At 73.1% G+C, this 17,979-nt stretch carries 13 protein-coding genes; 5 read left to right on the top strand and 8 right to left on the bottom strand.

Features of this window, described 5'->3' with window-relative positions; genetic code table 11:
- Window positions 1-23: 23 nt before the first annotated feature.
- Window positions 24-1,259: a glucose-1-phosphate adenylyltransferase gene (gene glgC, locus ABD901_RS24365; protein WP_345129448.1), complete on the bottom strand. Its 1,236-nt coding sequence runs from the start codon at window positions 1,257-1,259 to the stop codon at window positions 24-26.
- A 62-nt stretch (window positions 1,260-1,321) separates the two neighbouring features.
- Here glgC and glgA point away from each other — a divergent pair, with 62 nt between their 5' ends.
- Window positions 1,322-2,515, top strand: a complete 1,194-nt coding sequence (gene glgA, locus ABD901_RS24360; RefSeq protein ID WP_345129447.1) for a glycogen synthase — start codon at window positions 1,322-1,324, stop codon at window positions 2,513-2,515.
- On the opposite strand, the gene pcaD is transcribed toward glgA, so the two are convergent.
- A complete protein-coding gene (pcaD, locus tag ABD901_RS24355; protein ID WP_345129446.1) occupies window positions 2,500-3,267 on the bottom strand; it encodes a 3-oxoadipate enol-lactonase in 768 nt (255 codons plus the stop codon). The two genes, glgA and pcaD, sit on opposite strands and share 16 nt — an antisense overlap.
- A gap of 211 nt (window positions 3,268-3,478) precedes the next feature.
- On the opposite strand from pcaD, the gene ABD901_RS24350 reads away from it, so the two are divergent.
- Entirely contained in the window at window positions 3,479-6,031 is a 2,553-nt protein-coding gene (locus tag ABD901_RS24350; RefSeq protein WP_345129638.1) for an ATP-dependent Clp protease ATP-binding subunit, read from the top strand.
- Between the two features lie 293 nt (window positions 6,032-6,324).
- Here ABD901_RS24350 and ABD901_RS24345 read toward each other — a convergent pair whose 3' ends face one another.
- From ABD901_RS24345 to ABD901_RS24325, 5 genes are all read right to left on the bottom strand, one after another.
- Window positions 6,325-7,203 (bottom strand): hypothetical protein, encoded by an 879-nt coding sequence (locus ABD901_RS24345; RefSeq protein ID WP_345129445.1) that lies wholly within the window; start codon window positions 7,201-7,203, stop codon window positions 6,325-6,327.
- A gap of 713 nt (window positions 7,204-7,916) precedes the next feature.
- Window positions 7,917-9,389, bottom strand: coding sequence for a HoxN/HupN/NixA family nickel/cobalt transporter (locus tag ABD901_RS24340; protein WP_345129444.1), 1,473 nt, complete (start codon window positions 9,387-9,389; stop codon window positions 7,917-7,919).
- 1 nt (window position 9,390) lies between these two features.
- Window positions 9,391-10,674 (bottom strand): tetratricopeptide repeat protein, encoded by a 1,284-nt coding sequence (locus ABD901_RS24335; RefSeq protein WP_345129443.1) that lies wholly within the window; start codon window positions 10,672-10,674, stop codon window positions 9,391-9,393.
- A gap of 72 nt (window positions 10,675-10,746) precedes the next feature.
- The gene (locus ABD901_RS24330; protein ID WP_345129442.1) at window positions 10,747-12,375 is read right to left on the bottom strand and encodes a DUF4331 domain-containing protein; all 1,629 of its coding nucleotides are present in this window, start codon (window positions 12,373-12,375) and stop codon (window positions 10,747-10,749) included.
- A 146-nt stretch (window positions 12,376-12,521) separates the two neighbouring features.
- The gene (locus tag ABD901_RS24325; protein ID WP_345129441.1) at window positions 12,522-13,277 is read right to left on the bottom strand and encodes an SAM-dependent methyltransferase; all 756 of its coding nucleotides are present in this window, start codon (window positions 13,275-13,277) and stop codon (window positions 12,522-12,524) included.
- 331 nt (window positions 13,278-13,608) lie between these two features.
- Between ABD901_RS24325 and ABD901_RS24320 the strand changes: the two genes are divergently transcribed.
- Together ABD901_RS24320 and ABD901_RS24315 are read left to right on the top strand one after the other, a co-directional pair.
- Entirely contained in the window at window positions 13,609-14,442 is an 834-nt protein-coding gene (locus ABD901_RS24320; RefSeq protein ID WP_345129440.1) for an RNA polymerase sigma factor SigF, read from the top strand.
- Between the two features lie 173 nt (window positions 14,443-14,615).
- Window positions 14,616-15,371, top strand: a complete 756-nt coding sequence (locus ABD901_RS24315) for a methylenetetrahydrofolate reductase (protein WP_345129439.1) — start codon at window positions 14,616-14,618, stop codon at window positions 15,369-15,371.
- Window positions 15,372-15,673: 302 nt separating this feature from the next.
- On the opposite strand, the gene ABD901_RS24310 is transcribed toward ABD901_RS24315, so the two are convergent.
- A complete protein-coding gene (locus tag ABD901_RS24310) occupies window positions 15,674-16,630 on the bottom strand; it encodes a GlxA family transcriptional regulator (protein WP_345129438.1) in 957 nt (318 codons plus the stop codon).
- Window positions 16,631-16,703: 73 nt separating this feature from the next.
- Between ABD901_RS24310 and ABD901_RS24305 the strand changes: the two genes are divergently transcribed.
- Window positions 16,704-17,978: an APC family permease gene (locus tag ABD901_RS24305; RefSeq protein ID WP_345129636.1), complete on the top strand. Its 1,275-nt coding sequence runs from the start codon at window positions 16,704-16,706 to the stop codon at window positions 17,976-17,978.
- Window position 17,979: the final 1 nt, after the last annotated feature.

Here is a 17,979-nt window from a genome sequence, read left to right as displayed (position 1 = left end):
CCGCTTCGGGGCCGCAGGGGAAGTCAGGGCTCGACCCGCTGACCTTTGCCGATGACCACGATGCCGCCCTCGGACACCGTGTACCGCTTCCGGTCGCGCTCCAGGTCGACACCGATCTCGGCGCCCTCCGGCACGATCACGTTCTTGTCGAGGATGGCGTTGCGCACCACGGCGTGGCGGCCGATGTCGACCCCCTCCATGATCACCGAGCCCTCGACGTGGGCCCAGGAGTGCACCTTGACGTTCGGCGACACCACCGAGTTCTCCACCAGGGAGCCGGAGATGACGGCGCCGGGGGAGATCATCGAGCCGACCGCCCGGCCGACCCGCTCGCCCCAGCCGTGCACGAACTTCGCCGGCGGCCACGGGCTCTGGCCCGTGTAGATCGGCCATTCGAAGTTGTACAGGTTGAAGATGGGCTGCACCGCGATGAGGTCCATGTTGGCCTCGTAGAAGGAGTCGAGGGTCCCGACGTCGCGCCAGTAGCCGCGGTCGCGCTCCGAGCTGCCGGGCACGATGTTCTGGCTGAAGTCGTACACCGCGGCCTCGTTCTTCTCCACGAAGTACGGGATGATGTTGCCGCCCATGTCGTGCTTGCTGGACGGGTCCTGCGCGTCGCGGCTGACGGCTTCGATGAGCGCGTCGGTGGTGAACACGTAGTTGCCCATCGACGCGTAGATCTCGTCGGGGGCGTCCGGCAGCCCCTTGGCGTCCTTGGGCTTCTCCCGGAAGGCGCTGATCTGCCGCCCGCTCTCGCCCACCTCGATCACCCCGAACTGGTCGGCGGTCGACAGCGGCTGGCGGATGCCGGCCACCGTCGCCGAAGCGCCGGACTCGATGTGCTGGCGCACCATCTGCTCGGGGTCCATGCGGTAGATGTGGTCGGCGCCGAAGACGATGACGTAGTCGGGCCTCTCATCGTTGATGAGGTTCAGGCTCTGGTAGATGGCGTCCGCGGACCCGGCGAACCAGCGCGGCCCGAGCCGCTGTTGTGCGGGCACCGGGGTGACGTAGTTGCCCAGCAGCGTGGACATCCGCCAGGTCTTCGTCACGTGCCGGTCCAGCGAGTGCGACTTGTACTGCGTCAGCACGACCATCTTGAGGTAGCCGCCGTTGGCCAGGTTGGACAGCACGAAGTCGATCAGGCGGTAGATGCCGCCGAAGGGCACCGCGGGCTTGGCCCGGTCGGTGGTCAAGGGCATCAACCGCTTGCCCTCGCCTCCGGCGAGGACGATCGCGAGAACCTTCTTGGCAGCCATGGCGCAGACGCTAAACGTGTCCGGCGTGTTGCGCCAGACGAACAGCAATTAGTGTTTGGGGCGTGCGAGTAGACCTGCTCACTCGAGAGTACCCGCCGGACGTGTACGGCGGTGCCGGCGTGCACCTGGAGTACCTGGCGCGCGAGCTTCGCAACCTGCGCTCCGCCGCGCTGGACGTGCGCGTGCACTGTTTCGGCGCCCCGCGCAGCGAGGCCGGCGTCACCGGCTACGCCGACCCGCCCGGCCTGGCCGGCGCCAACGCGGCGCTGCGCACCATGGGCGTGGACCTCGAGATGGCCGCCGGTTGTTCGGGCACGAACATCGTGCACAGCCACACCTGGTACGCCAACCTCGCCGGCCACGTCGCGAAGCTCCTGCACGGCGTGCCGCACGTGGTCACCACGCACAGCCTCGAGCCGCTGCGCCCGTGGAAGGCCGAGCAGCTCGGCGGCGGCTACGCCCTGTCCTCCTGGTGCGAGCGCACCGCCATCGAGGCCGCCGACGCCGTCATCGCCGTGTCCGCCGGCATGAAGGCCGACGTGCTGCGCGCCTACCCGGCCGTCGACCCGGACAAGGTGCACGTCGTCTACAACGGCATCGACACCCAGCAGTACTCGCCCGACCCCGGCACCGACGTCCTCGCCCGGCTCGGCATCGACCCGGCCCGCCCGTCCGTCGTCTACGTCGGGCGCATCACCCGGCAGAAGGGGCTGCCGTACCTGCTGCGCGCCGCCCGCCGCCTGCCCGCCGACACCCAGCTGGTGCTGCTGGCCGGCGCGCCCGACACCCCGGAGATCGCCGCCGAGGTGACCGCCCTGGCCGAGGAGCTCAAGGCGACCCGCTCCGGCGTCGTGTGGGTCCAGGAGATGCTGCCCAAGCGCGAGGTCATCCAGGTGCTCACCCACGCCACCCTGTTCGTCTGCCCCTCCATCTACGAACCGATGGGCATCGTCAACCTCGAGGCGATGGCCTGCCAGACCGCGGTCGTGGCCACCGCCACCGGCGGCATCCCCGAGGTCGTCGCCGACCGCGAGACCGGCCTGCTGGTGCCGATCGAGCAGGTCACCGACGGCTCCGGCACCCCGCTGTCCGAGGCCGCGTTCGTCGACGACCTCGCTGACGCGATGATCACCCTGCTGGAGGACCCGGCCCGGGCGGCGGCGTTCGGGCGGGCCGGCCGGCAGCGGGCCGTCGACCACTTCTCCTGGGCGGCGATCGCCGACCGCACGCACGCGGTCTATCAGTCGGTGACGTGATCCAAGATCAGCTGGGCGACCACGTCCGGCTGCTCCACGTTCGCCAGATGGGCCGCATTCGGTACCACCACGAGCCGGCTGTCCCGGATGCCGTCCCGGATCCGCTCGCCGTGCTCCGGCGGCGTGGCCGGGTCGTCGGCGCCCGAGATCACCAGCGTCGGCGCGGCGATGCGGGCCAGGTCGTCGCGCTGGTCCATGGCGGCGATCGCCTCGCACCCGGCCGCGTAGCCCTCGGCCGGGCACGCCGCGATCATCGCCCGGTAGGGCGCCACCCGGGCCGGTAGCGCGGCCCGGTAGCGGGGCGTGAACCAGCGCCCCAGCACCGCGTCGGCGACCGGCGCCATCCCGCCGGCCCGCACCTGCCGCGCCCGGTCGAGCCACCCTTCGGCCGGCGGCAGGTGCGCCGCCGTGCAGATCAGCACGAGCCGCTCGATGCGCTCCGGGGCGTGCGCGGCCAGCCACATGCCGACCATGCCGCCCAGCGACAGCCCGCAGTACGACGCCCGCTCGATCCCCAGCCGGTCCAGCAGCGCGAGCACGTCGCGCCCCAGGTCCTCGATCTCGTACGGCCCCGCCGGCACCGGCGAGCCGCCGTGCCCCCGATGGTCGAAGCGCACCACCCGCAGGCGGTCGCCGAAGCGCGGCAGCTGAGGCCGCCACATGTCCAGGTTGCTGCCGAGCACCCCGCCGAGCAGAACGAACGGCGCACCGAGGGGACCGGTGGTGCGTTGGAACAGCGTCGTTGCCGTCACCCGATCCTTGTACCACCTCGCTTCGCTCTCAGCGGAACGATGGTCGCGCCGTTGTGCGATATCTTCGATTGCAGGTGGCGCGCCCGCCTGAGCCTTCGGCCAAGAGGCAACGACTCAGCGCATCCTTCCCTCTTCACACGGGCGGGGTGTGTCGTGCCCCGCCTTCACACGGGCGGGGTGTGTCGTGCCCCGCCGGAAGGCGTTGATGGCGATGTTCGAGCGTTTCACCGACCGCGCCCGCCGGGTCGTGGTGCTGGCCCAGGAGGCCGCCCGCACCCTCAACCACAACTACATCGGCACCGAGCACATCCTGCTCGGGCTGCTGCACGAGGCCGACGGCGTCGCCGCCTCGGCCCTGCGCGCCCTCGGCGTGTCCCTCGACGCCGCGCGCGCCCAGGTCGAGGAGGTCATCGGCCTGGGCGCGGACGCCGCGACGGGCTACATCCCGTTCACCCCGAGCGCGAAGCGCGTCCTGGAGCTGTCCCTGCGCGAGGCGCTGCGCCTGGGCCACAACCACATCGGCACCGAGCACATCCTGCTCGGCCTGGTCCGCGAGGGCGAGGGCGTCGCCGCCCAGGTCCTGACCCGCCTGGGCGTGACGCCCACCGCCGTGCGCGCCCAGGTCATGGACGGCCTGACCGGCGGCGGCTACGCCGAGCACCCGTCGGCCGCCGCACCCGACCGTCCCTCGACGGCGAGCCCGACCTTGGAGCAGTTCGGCCACAACCTGACCGACGCCGCCCGCCGCGGCGCGCTCGACCCGGTCATCGGCCGCGACCGCGAGATCGAGCGGGTCGTGCAGATCCTCAGCTGCCGCCGCAAGAACAACCCGATCCTCACGGGCGAGCCCGGCGTCGGCAAGACCGCGGTCGTGGAGGGCCTGGCGCAGCGCATCGCCACCGGCGACGTGCCCGACTCGCTGACCGGCCGCGAGCTGTACACCCTGGACCTGGGCGCCCTGGTCGCGGGCTCGCGCTACCGCGGCGACTTCGAGGAGCGCCTGCGCAAGGTCATCAAGGAGATCCGCACCCGCGGCGACGTCATCATCTTCATCGACGAGATCCACACCCTGGTCGGCGCCGGCGCCGCCGAGGGCGCCATCGACGCGGCGTCGCTGCTTAAGCCGTTGCTGGCCCGCGGCGAGCTGCAGACGATCGGCGCCACGACCACCGAGGAGTACCGCCGCTACATCAGCCGCGACGGCGCCCTGGACCGCCGCTTCCAGCAGGTGGTGGTCGACCCGCCGACCCCGGAGCAGTCCCTGGCGATCCTGCGCGGCCTGCGCCCCGGCTACGAGTCGCACCACGGCGTGCGCTACACCGACGAGGCCCTGACCGCCGCCGTTTCGCTGGCCGAGCGGTACATCCCCGACCGCCACCTCCCCGACAAGGCCATCGACCTGCTGGACGAGTCCGGCGCCCGGGCCCGCATCGCCGCGCTGTCCGTTGCCTCTGCCGCTTCCTCGTCCCTGCTTGCCGTGTCTCCGCTTGCCGTGTCTCCGCTTCCCGTGTCCCCGTCTCCCGTGGACGCGGCCCTCATCGCGGAGGTCCTGGCGGCCTGGACGGGCATCCCGGTCGGCGCCCTGTCGGCCACGGAGGCAAGCCGCCTGCTGGACCTGGAGTCCGCCCTGCACCGCCGCGTGATCGGACAGGACCACGCCGTGCGCGCGGTATCCCAGTCGATCCGCCGCGCGCGGGCCGGCCTGTCCGACCCGAAGCGCCCCACGGCGTCGTTCATCTTCGCGGGCCCGTCGGGCGTCGGAAAGTCCTCGCTGGCCAAGGCCCTGGCCGAGCACCTGTTCGGCTCGCAGGACGCCCTGATCCAGCTCGACATGTCCGAGTACCACGACCACCACACCGTGTCACGCCTGGTGGGCGCCCCACCCGGCTACGTCGGCCACGACGACGGCGGCCAGCTGACCGAGCGCGTCCGCCGCCGCCCGTTCTCGGTCATCCTGTTCGACGAGATCGAGAAGGCCCACCCGGACGTCTTCAACACCCTGCTGCAGGTCCTCGAGGACGGCCACCTGACGGACGCCCAGGGCCGCCGCACGGACTTCCGCCACACCATTCTGATCCTGACCACGAACTTGGGCACCACAACGGCAACAGCCGGCTTCTCCCTCCCGGCGTCATCGCACCCGGCGCCGTCGTCCTCTGCCGCCTCCTCTTCCGCGTCCTCCGTGGGGTCCTCTGCCGCGTCCTCCGTCGGGTCCTCTGCCGCGTCGTCCGACCGCGACGCGTCTCAGCTCGCACCGCTCCTCTCGCCGCCGGTCCTCTGGCCGCCGGGGTCGCCGCACCCGGCAATGCCCGACGCCTCGTTCGGCTCCGTTCCGCCCGCGCCGTCCGGTTCGTACGCCCGCGACCTGGCCCGCCACTTCCGCCCCGAGTTCCTCAACCGCATCGACGACGTCCTGGTCTTCCACCCGCTGGGCACCCACCACCTGCTGGCGATCGTCGAGCAGCACCTGACCCGCCTGACCGACGAGCTCGCCTCACGCGGCGTCTCCCTGGTCGTGACCGCAAGCGCCCGCCACCGCCTGGCCGAGTCCGGCACCGACCCGGCAATGGGCGCCCGCCCCGTGCGCCGCGCCATCCAACGCGAACTCGAGAACGAACTCTCCACGCGCCTCCTGGAATCCACCCTGCCGGCCGGCACCACGTTGACGGTCGGCGCAACCCCGGACGGCACCCTGACCTTCGCGACGTCCCGGACGACCGGCGACCGCCAGGCCGGCCGACCCGAGCCGGTCCCGGCCGGGTAACGCCCGCATAGCCCGGGCCCGCCACCGTTTGTTGTCTGTACGGCGGCGGGCCCAGGAAGGCGTCACCCCGTCGCCGTTGCAACGGTCAGCGTCACCGCGTCACCCGCGTCGCCGTTGCAGCGGTCAGCGTCACCGCGTCGGCGTCGCGGCGGTCAGCGTCACCGCGTCACCCGCGTCGCCGTTGCAGCGGTCAGGGGCGTCGCCTCGCCGTTGCGGTGGTCAGGGCACCGCGTCGCCGTTGCGGCGGTCAGCGTCACCGCGTCGCCGTTGCGGCGGTCAGGGGCGATCGTCGGTCAGTGGGTCAGGGCGGGGGCGTCGGACTCCTGCGCCGGCAGGACCACCATGTCGGGCGGGAGGACGGTTCGCGTTGTGGGGTCGTCGTCGAGGGCGATGTCGTAGGCGATGGGGGAGCCCGACGGGGCCCAGTGCGCGCCGATGACCGTGCCCTCGCGGCGGGGGCCCTTGCCCGGCAGGCGGATTCGCGTGCCGGGTGCGTGGCCGTCCTCCGCCACCACCAGCAGGGCGTCCAACGTCTGGCGTACGCCGAGCCACGGCGCCGGCGGGACCTGGGGGTCGCCGTTCGGGGCCTCGGTCGGCGTGGTGAGGCGGCGGTGCGCGAGCGTCAGCAGGTCGGCGGCGTAGCGCGTCGCGGGCTCCGGGTGATGCTGTGCCGCGGTCAGGGCGGCGTCGATGCGGTGCCAGCGCTGGGCGGCGCGGTCCTCGAGCATGGTGCGGGCCGCGCGGTCCAGGTCGGCGCAGGCCGTGTCGACCGCGGTCTCCTCGCCCAACTCTGCGGTCCAGGCCAGGTCGAGCGGGGGCGGGACGAGGCCGGGCGCCTCGTGCGCGGCCACCAGGTAGACCATGGCGAGCAGCTCCGCCCGCAGCTCCCCGCCGTAGAAGGCGATGCCGGCCGCCTCGCCGGGTGGGAAACGGTCGGACAGGTGGCGGGCGCGGCCGGCGGGGAGGCGGGCGGCGGTGCGGGTCGTGGACAGCTTGTCGGCCGCGGTGCGCTCCTCGCGGGCGACGATGCTCCAGCGGCCGCGGGCCAGTGCCACCGGATACACGGTGCGGCCCGCGTTGCCCAGCAACTCGCCGGGGGACAGGCCGGCGGCGGCGAGTTGGCGCGCGGCGACCGAGTACGCGACGCCGGCCTGCGCGGCGTGTGCCCGCACGGCCCGGCGCCTGGCCCGATCGCGTGCGCTGCGCGACCGGGGCCGCTGCCGAGCCCCAGCTCCGCCCGGCGAGTCGCCACCGCCGGCGGCCGCGGCACCGCTCATGCCGGTTCCCGCGTCCCGCTCGGCTGGAGAAGGCTCAGCAGCCAGAGCGGCGCCGCGCGTGTCTCCCGGGGACACGCCCGGCACGCCTCCCGGACTCGCGCTGGCCGTATCTCCGGGCGCTGGCTGCGCCGCGTCGTCCGGAGGCGCGCCGGCCGTGTCTCCCTGCGTCGCGTCCGGCGGCGCGCCGGCCGTGCCTCCGCGCGTCGCGTCCGGAGGCTCGCTTGCCGTGTCTCCCGGCGTCGCGTCGGCGGCGGCCGGTGAGTGCCCGGCGTTTCCGGAGGTGCCGGCGGGCACGCCGGGCGAGGCGGCCGGGACGGGGGAGGTGGGGGGAATTGCCCCGTCCGCGGTGGGGTGGGGCGGTGGTGTGGGGGCCTGCGGTGCTTCAGCCATGACGAGTCCTCCGGCGTCGACCCACGCTCGCACCGATCGGACGGCGAATACCTCCGCCGGGCAGGTTGGAGCACAGCCCGGTCCGGTGCGCTGAGTCGGAGCCTCTTGGCCTCGGTCCCGGTCGGCGTGGGCGGCCGGGTAAGGCTCGGGCAGGCGCACTGCCCACCAACACAATACCGCCCCACCCGGCGCCCCGCCTGCCCCCGACGCGGCCGGAATCAGAGGGTGACGAAGGAGCGTACGGCCAGTGCGGAGCCGACCAGCAGGACCAGGGCCGCCGTGCCGGTCGGGGCGAGGCGGGTCAGGCGTTGCAGGCGGGCGTTCAGGCGAAGCTTCCCCGACCAGCGGTCGCGCAGGCGGATCAGCAGCAGGCCCGCGGCGGTCAGGACGGCGGCCATGCCGGCGCCGTACGCCAGCACGAGCAGCACGCCGAACCACGTGCGGCCAAGGCCGATCGCGCCGAGCAGGACGACCAGCGCGGACGGGCTCGGGACCAGGCCGCCGGCCACGCCCATGCCGACCAGCGCCAACCGGCTGGGCCGCTCGACACCATGCGAGTGACCATGCGAATGCGAGTGATCGTGCTCGTGATCATGCGAGTGGGAGTGGCCGTGGTCGCCGTGGTCGCCGTGCGAGTGCGAACGGCCGTGGTCAGCATCCCCATGACCGTGCCCGTGATCATGCGAATGGCCGTGGGCGCCGTCGCCGTGGGAGTGCGAATGGGAGCGGACACGGCGGCGGAGCATGCTCGCGCCGACCGCGGCGACCAGCAGGCCGCTCACGACGCCGAGCCACGCCAGGACCGTCTCGCCGGCCAGGCCGGCGATCGTGGTCAGGAGCAGGCCCAGGATCAGCACGCCGCCGGTGTGGGTCAGCGTGACCGTCGCGCCCACGGCGAGAGCGTCGCGGGGGCGGCCCTGCCGGCCCGCCAGGTAGGCGGCCATGACCGTCTTGCCGTGGCCCGGCAGCGCGGCGTGAGCGCCGCCCAGCACCAGGGCCAGCAGTACCGCCAGAAGACCGACCCACGGCGTCAGCGACCGCTCGCCGACCCAGCCCCGCAGCAGCGCCTCGGCGCGGGCCAGCGGGCCGGGGAGATTGGCGGCGGGCGCGGCGGCGTCCGTGGCGAGGGTGGCGCCGCCCGCGGCCAGGACCAGGTGTGCGCTGCGCACGTCCGGGGGCGAGCTCAGCAGGTCGTCGGGGTAGCTGCGCAGGCCGTCGGTGCGGCTCGCGGTGGGCAGCGGCGATGACTCCAGGTGTACACCATCGGCCGTTGCGGTCAGCTCACGCCAGCCGACCCGATCCTCGCGATAGCGGTTGGCCACGTCGATGGACGTGCCCGAGTAGGGGGCGGTCAGGGTGCAGGACAGGCGGCTGGTGCGCAGGCCGGCGGAACCGTCGGAGAAGGTCAGGTCCGACGAGGTGACGGTCCAATGCAGCACAGCAGCGTCGGCGCGCACGGAGAACGCGGCGGAGAACGCGGCGCACTCGGTCGCGGCGTTCAGGTCGGGCTGCTGCAGGGTCGGCAGCTCGGCGTAGTCGACGACCGCCGTGACGTCCACGCGGGACGGGGTGAAGGCGAGCGCGGCGAGCTGGTTGACGGAGAAGTTGCCGAGCGGGTGCGCGTGCGCGGTGCCGGGTGCGAAGAGCACGGCGAGCACGGGCAGGAGCAGCAGGACGAGGAGGCGGCGCATGTCAGGGCTCCAGCGTGGCCAGGGCGCGCTGGGCGGCCGGCGCGTCGACGGGGGAGAAGTGGGGGTTGAGCGACAGCGCGAGCTGCAGCTGCAGCTTGGCGGTGACGCGGTCGCCGGCGGCCAGGGCGATCATGCCGTGGTGGTACGCCACCGTCGGGTCGAGCTGGCCCAGGGCCTCGGCCCGCTGGATGTACGGCAGCGCCTCGGCGGGCCGGCCCGCGGCGTTGAGGCTCCACGCGACCATGTCGGCGACCTCGGCGAACTGGCGGCGGTCCCACTCGTGCTTGGCGAGCTCGGCGGCCTCGGCCGGGCGGCCGGCGGCCATGGCCAGGGCCGCGGCGCCGAGGTCGTCGGTGCCGCCGTTGGCGGTGAAGAGCTTGTGCGACGCCTCGGCCAGGCGCAGCGCCGGCGCCGGGTCCTTGCCCGCGGCGGTGAGCATGCGGGCCTGCTCGACGAGGGCGTCGACGGTCGGGGTGCGGGTCACGACCTTCTCGAGGTCCGCCAGGGCCGCGTCGAGGCGGCCGTCGGCGGCGTCGAGGCGGGCCTTGAGCTGCCACAGGCCGGCGATCGCGTCGTCGGCGGCGAGGCCCAGGGTCACTTCGGACGCGGCGGTGGCCAGGTCGCCGGCCATCCACGCCAGGGCGGCGAGGTGCTGGTGGCAGAAGGCGACGTCGGCGGGCTCGGTGGCCGCGGCGAGCGCCTTGCGCATGAGGTCGATCGCCTCGGTACGCCGGCCGTGCTGCTCCAGGTCGTAGGACGCCCGCGTGTACGAGGCGAGCCCGGGGCGCAGGTCGAGCATCCGCTGTACCGCATCCGAGGCCTCGGCGGGGTGGCCCAGCTGGGTCTCGGCGTCGGCGAGCACCCCGTAGGCGGTGTCGGAGTACGCGTCGGTGGCGAGCGCCTGCTGCGCGTAGCCCTTGGCGCCGGCGAAGTCGTGCCGGGCGTTGGCCAGGGCGCCGAGGCCGGCGAGTCCGAGCGCGTTGCCGGGGCGGACCTGCAGCGACTTCTGCAGCGCGCCCTCGGCCTTGGGGTAGTACGAGGGGTCGGCGACGGCGCGGGCCTGCTCCAGGTAGGCCGAGCCGAGCGCCGCCCACGCGGTCCAGTCGCCCGGCACCTTGCGCAGCCGCTCCTGGTAGGCGGCGATCGCCGCGGGGAGCTTGGCGGCGGGAGCCGCCGTCTGCGCGCTTTCACTCCAAACCGAAGATGATTCGGTACCGCGGGTGCGCCCGACGACCGCCCCGAGCCCGAAGAGCAGCGCGGCCGCCAGTACCACCGTCAGGATCATCCGAAGTCGCACTGCTTCCTCCAGGGTGTTCCGGGGCGGGCGGGCGCCCGCCCCGGGGAAACGGAACTCGGGTCAGGACAGCGGCGAGCGCCGGCGGCGCCACCAGCCGAGGAACAACGTGGCGCCGAGGCCGGCGGCCAGCGCCGAGGTGCCGACGGTGACGGCGGTCATGCCCATGCCCGACTCGAACGCCGACGGCTTGGCGTTGAGGGTGTCGGGCGACGCCGACGGCGAGGAGCCGGAGCCCGGGACGACCGCACCCGCGCCGGTCCCGCCGCCTTTGTTCACGGACTGCGCGTTCGGCAGCGCAAGGTACGGGAACTCGCCGGAGAACGTGTTGTCGTTCGCGTCGACCTTGTCGCCGGCCGCGAGCGCGTCGACGATCTTGCCGGTCTGTGCCGCGCCCTCGACCGCCTGCACCGAGATGTCCACGACGTCGTCGGTGAGCCGGCGGCCGTTCGGGAAGCCCTGCAGGTCGCCGCCGAGCACGCCGAGCCGGTTCGGCTGGGCGGTCACCGGGACGCTGAGGTTCAGCCGCAGCATCTCGGAGGGGCGGAAGTTCGCCGGGGTGACGTCGGCGTTGTTCAGCTGCGAGTTGAGGTCCGCCTTGATCGGGCCGTTCGCCTTCGTGGTGATGCCGGTCAGGAAGATCTCGACGAGGTCGTTGCGCGGCGACGGCGGTGCCGGCACCTTGTAGATGCCCTCGATGAGCTTCGGCAGCTCCGGGTCGGTGACCCGCTGCACGACGGCGGGGATGCCGGCGTCCTTGTCCGGGCCGATGGAGTTGAACGCGTCCTTGAGCTCCGCGGGCACGACGACCTCGTTGACGAGCGGGTTGCCCAGCCGGGAGACCTGCACGCGGTCGGCGTTGCGGATGTCGGTCGAGGCGTTGCCCGGGCCGGACAGGCGGGTCTTGGCCCGCTCGGTCGTCGTCCAGACGCCGATCACCGGGTTGCGCTTGGCGTCGCCCTTCAGGGCCACGTCGGAGAACGGCACCTGCAGCCCGATCGTGTTGACGTTGAAGCCGGCGAGGGTGTCCTGGCCGACCTCGCTCAGGTCGCCGCCGTAGAGCAGGTCGAACACCCGCAGGTCCAGGAAGAACGGGTCGTCGGCCTGGCCGGCGAAGACGTTCCAGCTGCCCGGCAGGCGCTTGTTGGCGTCGGCGCGCAGCTTCGCGTAGTCCGGCATGGTCGCCGGGCCGACCCGCGACGGGGCGACCGGCGCGCCGGAGATGCGGGTCTTGAACGGCTCGCCGTGGAACGACGACTCCAGGGTGTACGTCTGGCGGAACAGCAGGTTCTCGTCGTCGAGCGAGGTGACCGGGCCGTTGGCGTACAGGAAGGTCTTGCCGCCCCGCTTGTCGACGTTCTGGAACGTCCAGCGGAACACGGCGTCGGGCTTCGCGTCGCCGTCGCTGTCGACGTTGATGTTGTAGACGGCGTCGGTGGCGAACGGGTAGAAGTTGGGGCCGCCGTGGGGCTCCTCGAACGGCTGCCAGTTGGCGATGAACGTGACGTAGCCCGGCCGCTCCGGGCTGACGAACGCGTACAGGTCGGTGTTGTCGGCCGCCGGGTCGGCGGCGATGAGCGGCGCCTCCCGGTGACTCGACGCGGCCGAGGTCACCGGCCCCAGGCCGGCGAGGGCGACGCCGGCGGCCACCACCGTGGCGGCGCCGGCCCGCAGGACGGTTGCGAGTCGCATCTTGTGTGGTCCTCCCACATCCGGGGCGGTCCGGGCTGTCGAACCGCCTGCGGGAGGACTTCGATGCGATGGGAGCGGTGGCTGGGTCGCTGTGAGATTGCCGTCAGCGACCCATCCGGTCGCTCACCTGGCGCGAATCAGTTTCTTCAGTGGTGTACCCCGACCGCGCCGTACCCGTGCGAGACCTGGTCCTCGCCGGGGTCCGGACGCCAGTCGCCGATCCACACCAGGCCCGGGTCGAGCAGTTCGTAGCCGTCGAAGAGGCGCAGGATCGCATCGCGCGAGCGCGGGACGATGGGCGCGTTCGTCTGGCGGTACACCTGCTGCCCCTGCGCGGCCGGCGCCGCGTCGACCCCGTCGAGGGTCAGGTGCGACACCACGAGATGGCTGCCCGGCGCCGTCGCGTCGCGCAGCCGGGCGATGAGCCCCCACGGGTCGGCCTCGTCGGGGATGAAGTGCAGGATCGACACGAGCAGGATTGCGACCGGCTCGGCGAGGTCGAGGTGCCCGGCCACGTGCGGGTCGGCCAGCAGCGCCTCCGGGTCGCGCAGGTCGGCCAGGGCCACCGACACCCGCTGGTCGCCCTCGACCAGGGTGCGCGCCTGCGCCACGGCGACGGGGTCGTTGTCGACGTACACCACCCGCCCGCCGGTGTGCTCGTGCACGTTGCCCTGCGTCGGCAGCCCCGCGCCGATGTCCAGGAACTGCCGGATGCCCGCGTCGCCGAGGTGGCGCACCGCCCGCTGCATGAACCGCCGGTTGGTGCGTGCCGCGGCCGGCGTGTCGGGGAAGATGGCGAGGATCTTCTCCGCGGCCTCCCGGTCGGCGGCGAAGTTGTGGTAACCGCCGAGATAGTAGTCGTACATCCGGGCGACGTTCGGGACCGTGGCATCGATCGTCATGGCCGCAACCTTATTGGGCCCCGGGGGCGAATGTCGCCCTCGACTGTTGCTCTGCGGCAAGCAGTTGTAAGGTGGGAGACGTCCCACCCCGCACGGGTGACGTATTTCCCCTGCGGCCGGGCCCGTCCAGACAGGGGCGGCCTCCCCGGAGCGTGGTGACGCCGGAGGTCTGCGCCGGCGCTCGAAGACACGGGCGACCAAGGCGTTCTACGACCGGGTCCGACGCATCGCCTGCTTCATTGCAGGCATGCCCGTTCGCGCACCACCGAAACCCGGTGGATTCGTCGCGGCGCCGGTCATGCGGTACCGAATGGAGAGGCTGAACCCTGCCATGAGCACTGACGTGCGCAGCACCCTGAGCGGCTCGAACACCACCGCCACGCACCAGCACGGCACCCGCGGCACCCGCGCGAGCGACGCCCAGGCCAAGGCGCTGCTGTCCCTGCTGGCCGACCTGGCACCCGGCGCCGACCGCGAGCGGGTCCGCGGGCGGCTGGTCGAGCTGTACATGCCGCTGGCCGAGTACCTGGCCCGGCGCTTCCGCAACCGCGGCGAGCAGCTCGACGACCTCGTCCAGGTGGCCAACCTCGGCCTGATCAAGTCCGTCGACGGCTTCGACCCGAACCGCGGCGCCGCCTTCACCAGCTACGCGATCCCGATGATCGTCGGCGAGCTCAAGCGCCACTTCCGCGACAAGGGCTGGGACGTGCGCGTCCCGCGCCGCCTGCAGGAGCTGCGACTGCAGATCGGCAAGGTCTCCGGCGACCTCGCGCAGGACCTCGGCCGCTCGCCGACCGTCGCCGACCTGGCCACCCGCCTGGGCGTGTCGGAGGAGGAGGTCATCGAGGGCCTGGACTGCGGCCAGGCGTACCGCGCCCTGTCCCTCGACGCCCCCGTCGGCGACGGCGAAGGCGGCACCAACGGCCTCGGCGACCTGCTCGGCGACGACGACCCCGACATGCGCAACGTCGAGAACCGCGAGGCGCTGCGCCCCCTGCTCGCCCGCCTGCCCGAGCGCGAGCAGAAGATCATCGCGATGCGCTTCCACGGCAACCTGACCCAGTCGCAGATCGCCGCGGAGCTGGGCATCTCCCAGATGCATGTGTCCCGCCTGCTTGCGGGCGCGCTGCGCAATCTCCGGGAGCAGCTGACCCGCGAGGACTGAGTTTGGGTGTTTCCTGCCCCGCGGCGGGCCCCGTACCCCGTACCTTGGGTCCGGGGGTGGGCAAATTGGGCAAATCACGCGAACTGAAGTGGGTGCTGCGCCCGGACCGCGGCGACAGCGACCAGGCCTGGCGGACGCCACGAGGGTCCGGCTGAGGCTCTAGGGTGTTCGGGATGGGGAGCACGTTCGAGATCGTCTGCGAGATCGAGCCGCCGACGAGGCCGGACATCCGCCACGTGCGGCACCAGATCGGGGTCCTGTCCCCGGTCGCGCACGCGTTCCTCATCCCGGACAACCGCATCGGCCGCGCCACGGTCTCGAGCATCGCCGTGGCCCACGAGGTCACGGCCATGGGCGGGCGCGGCATCGCCTGCCTGAACTCCCGCGACCGCAACCTGCTTGGCTTCCAGCGCGACATGCTGACGGCCGCCGCGTACGGCGTGCACGAGTTCCTGTTCGTGCACGGCGACAAGCCTTCGGCGGGCACGCGCAGCCCCGACCTGACCGTCCGCACGATGATCGCCGAGGCCCGGTCGGCGACCTACATGCGCCCGCGCATCGGCGTGGCCGCGGGCCTGCGCCCCTTCCCGTCGTGGAAGCGCGAGGCCGACGTCGTCTTCGCCCAGATGTGCTTCGACGTCGAGGCCCTGCTGCGCTGGCGGGAGAGCGCCGCGCTGACGCAGCCCGTGTACGCCGGCGTGCTCGTCCTGGCCAGCGCCGCCATGGCCCGCCGCCTGTCCGCGACGATCCCCGACCTCGACATCCCGCCCGCCCTGATCGACCGCGTCGACGCCGACCCCCGCGCGGGCGTGGACGCGGCCTGCGAGCAGATCGAAACGCTGCGTGACAGCGGCGCCTTCGACGGCGTCCATCTGGTCACGGTGTCGCGTTACCGCGAGATCGCCATGACGTTGGAACACAGAACGTGAAGGCATGGTAACGAACGGCGAGTGGATCTCCATCCGATTTGGTGGCATGGTCTAGCGTGTTAGGTGAGAACGGAGCGGCACCGCCCGGGTCCCGCGGTCGCGATGGTGCAAAGTCCTCGCACACCGGCCTTTGTCCCCACGGTCACTGATTCGCGGCCTGCTGCGCACCTGCGGAGTCCGACGGTGCCTACGGGGATGAGCGCCGAGAACCTGCACATCGTCGGGTGCGCCGCTGTGGGTCTTGAGGGGGCGTGGGTGGAGCGAAGCTCCCACACCGCGAGCGCAGCGAGCTGAAATACAGCTCAGCGGTGGAATACCTGGCGGTACGTCGCCGGGCTCACGCTCGTCTGGCGCGAGAAGTGCGTGCGCAGGTTCGCCGGCGTGCCGAAGCCGGTGCGGTGCGCGATCCGCTCGATCGAGTCGTCCGTCGTCTCGAGCAGCTCCTGCGCCAGGCGCACCCGCTGGCCGACGAGCCACTGCAGCGGGCTCGTGCCGACGCTCTCGCGGAAGCGGCGGGCGAACGTGCGCGGGCTCAGCCGGGCCTCGCGGGCCAGGTCGGCGACGGTCAGCGGCTGGTCTAGGCGGTGCCGCGCCCAGTCCAGCGCGCCGCCGAGGGCGTCGGGGGAGCGCGGGCGCGGCGGCGGCGTCGCGAACTGGGACTGGCCGCCGTCGCGGTGCGGCGGCACGACCATCCGGCGCGCCACCTCGTTGGCGACCGCGGCGCCGTGGTCGAGGCGGACCAGGTGCAGGCACAGGTCGATCGCGGCGCCCGTGCCGGCGGAGGTGAACACGGTGCCGTCCTGCGTGTAGAGCACGTCCGGATCGAACGTCACGCGCGGGTAGCGCTGGGCGAAGTCGAACGCGTTCATCCAGTGCGTCGTGGCGCGGCGGCCGTCGAGCAGGCCGGCGGCGGCCAGCACGTAGGCGCCGGTGCAGATCGCGACGATCCGCCGGCCCCGCTCGTGTGCGGCGCGCACGACCTCGACCAACTCCGGCGGCGGCTCCACCTGCCGGGCCCGCGCGAACGCCGGCAGGATCAGCGTGTCGGCGTCGGCCAGCGACGCCAGCGGGTACGGGGCGTCGATGCTCAGGCCCGAGCGCGCCGGGTGGCGGCCGGGTGATGTGGCGGCGAAGCGCAGCTCGTACCACGGGTCGGCGAGGTCGGCGCGGTCGATGCCGAACACCTCGCACGGCACGGCCAGCTCGAACACGGGCATGTCCGGGGTGACGGCGATGCCCACGACGTGACGGGTCCCCATGGCAGGAATCTATCCCAGAACGGCATTCCTGCCACTCGTGCTGCCCGCGGTACCGGACGATGATCTGCTCGTGATGAACGTTCCGCAGGGTGCGGCCCTGTCCATCGGGGCCGTGCTGGGCACCGGCGTGATCGCCCTGCCCGCGCTCGCCGCGCAGACCGCCGGGCCCGCCTCCCTGATCGCCTGGGCGGTGCTGGTCGCCCTGTCCGTGCCCCTGGCCGCGACCTTCGCCGCGCTCGGCGCCCGATACCCCGACGCCGGCGGGGTCGCGACCTACGCGCGCAACGCGTTCGGGCACCGGGCCGCCGCCGTCGTGGGCTGGTCCTTCTACTTCGCCGTGCCCGTCGGCGCGCCGGCCGCGGCGCTGTTCGGCGGCGAGTACGTCGCCGCGGCCCTCGGTGGCGGCACCCGCACGGCGCTGCTGACCGCGGCGGGGCTGATGCTCGCCGTGACCGCCGGCAACCTCGGCGGCGTGCGCGTCTCCGGCAAGCTGCAGCTGGGGCTGGCCGCGCTGCTCGTCACCCTGCTGCTCACCGCCACGCTGACCGCGCTGCCGCACGCGCGGGCGGCCAGCCTGCACCCGTTCGCGCCGCACGGCTGGTGGGCGATCGGGCCGGCCGCGGCCGTGCTCGTCTGGGGGTTCGCCGGCTGGGAGGCGGTCACGTCCCTGGCCGCCGACTTCCGCCGGCCGCAGCGGGACCTGCCCCGGGCCACCGGGATCGCGCTGGTCGTGGTCGCCGTGCTGTACCTCGGCATCGCCGCCGCCAGCATCCTCGTCCTCGGGCCCGCCATCTCCACCACCAACGCACCCCTCGCCGAGCTCCTCGCGATCGGCGTCGGCGGGCAGGTGCGCACCATCGCCGCCGGCGCCGCGCTGCTGCTCACGCTCGGCACGATGAACGCCTACTACGCCGGTGCCGCCAAGCTCGGCGCGGCGCTGGGACGCGACGGCGCGCTGCCGGCGTGGTTCGGCCGGGGCGCCGCGCCCGGGTCGGTGCCCCGCCGCAGCCTGCTCGTCGTGGCGCTGCTCGGCGCCGTGTCGCTCACGGTCGTCACCGCGACCGGGACCGGCACCAAGGCCCTCGTGCTGCTCACGAGCGGGTGTTTCGTCCTGGTGTACCTCATGGGCTCAGCCGCCGCGATCAAGCTCCTGCCGCGGCGAACCCTCGCCCGGTGGTGCGCGGTCGTGGCCCTCGCGTCGTCGATCGGCCTGATGCTGGTCACCGGCTGGTACGTCCTGGGCACCCTCGTGATCGCCGCCGGCGCCCTGGTCTACGCCGGGCGGAGGAGGCCGGAGAAAAATCCGGCCGAGAATTCCGGACGGGCTGTCGATTCGGTCCCGGCCTGAT

It is taken from the genome of Dactylosporangium darangshiense (genome assembly GCF_039537565.1).
Classification (GTDB): domain Bacteria; phylum Actinomycetota; class Actinomycetes; order Mycobacteriales; family Micromonosporaceae; genus Dactylosporangium; species Dactylosporangium darangshiense.
This window is presented reverse-complemented; position numbering and strand designations above follow the sequence as displayed.

What these genes read in the sequence shown, in the direction of transcription:
- ABD901_RS24340 (WP_345129444.1), bottom strand. Translation starts at nt 9,389, where the DNA reads ATGCGCCGCCTCCTCGTCCTGCTGCTCCTGCCCGTGCTCGCCGTGCTC.
- ABD901_RS24350 (WP_345129638.1), top strand. Translation starts at nt 3,479, where the DNA reads ATGTTCGAGCGTTTCACCGACCGCGCCCGCCGGGTCGTGGTGCTGGCC.
- glgC (WP_345129448.1), bottom strand. Translation starts at nt 1,259, where the DNA reads ATGGCTGCCAAGAAGGTTCTCGCGATCGTCCTCGCCGGAGGCGAGGGC.
- ABD901_RS24335 (WP_345129443.1), bottom strand. Translation starts at nt 10,674, where the DNA reads ATGATCCTGACGGTGGTACTGGCGGCCGCGCTGCTCTTCGGGCTCGGG.
- ABD901_RS24310 (WP_345129438.1), bottom strand. Translation starts at nt 16,630, where the DNA reads ATGGGGACCCGTCACGTCGTGGGCATCGCCGTCACCCCGGACATGCCC.
- ABD901_RS24330 (WP_345129442.1), bottom strand. Translation starts at nt 12,375, where the DNA reads ATGCGACTCGCAACCGTCCTGCGGGCCGGCGCCGCCACGGTGGTGGCC.
- ABD901_RS24315 (WP_345129439.1), top strand. Translation starts at nt 14,616, where the DNA reads ATGGGGAGCACGTTCGAGATCGTCTGCGAGATCGAGCCGCCGACGAGG.
- ABD901_RS24325 (WP_345129441.1), bottom strand. Translation starts at nt 13,277, where the DNA reads ATGACGATCGATGCCACGGTCCCGAACGTCGCCCGGATGTACGACTAC.
- ABD901_RS24305 (WP_345129636.1), top strand. Translation starts at nt 16,704, where the DNA reads ATGAACGTTCCGCAGGGTGCGGCCCTGTCCATCGGGGCCGTGCTGGGC.
- ABD901_RS24320 (WP_345129440.1), top strand. Translation starts at nt 13,609, where the DNA reads ATGAGCACTGACGTGCGCAGCACCCTGAGCGGCTCGAACACCACCGCC.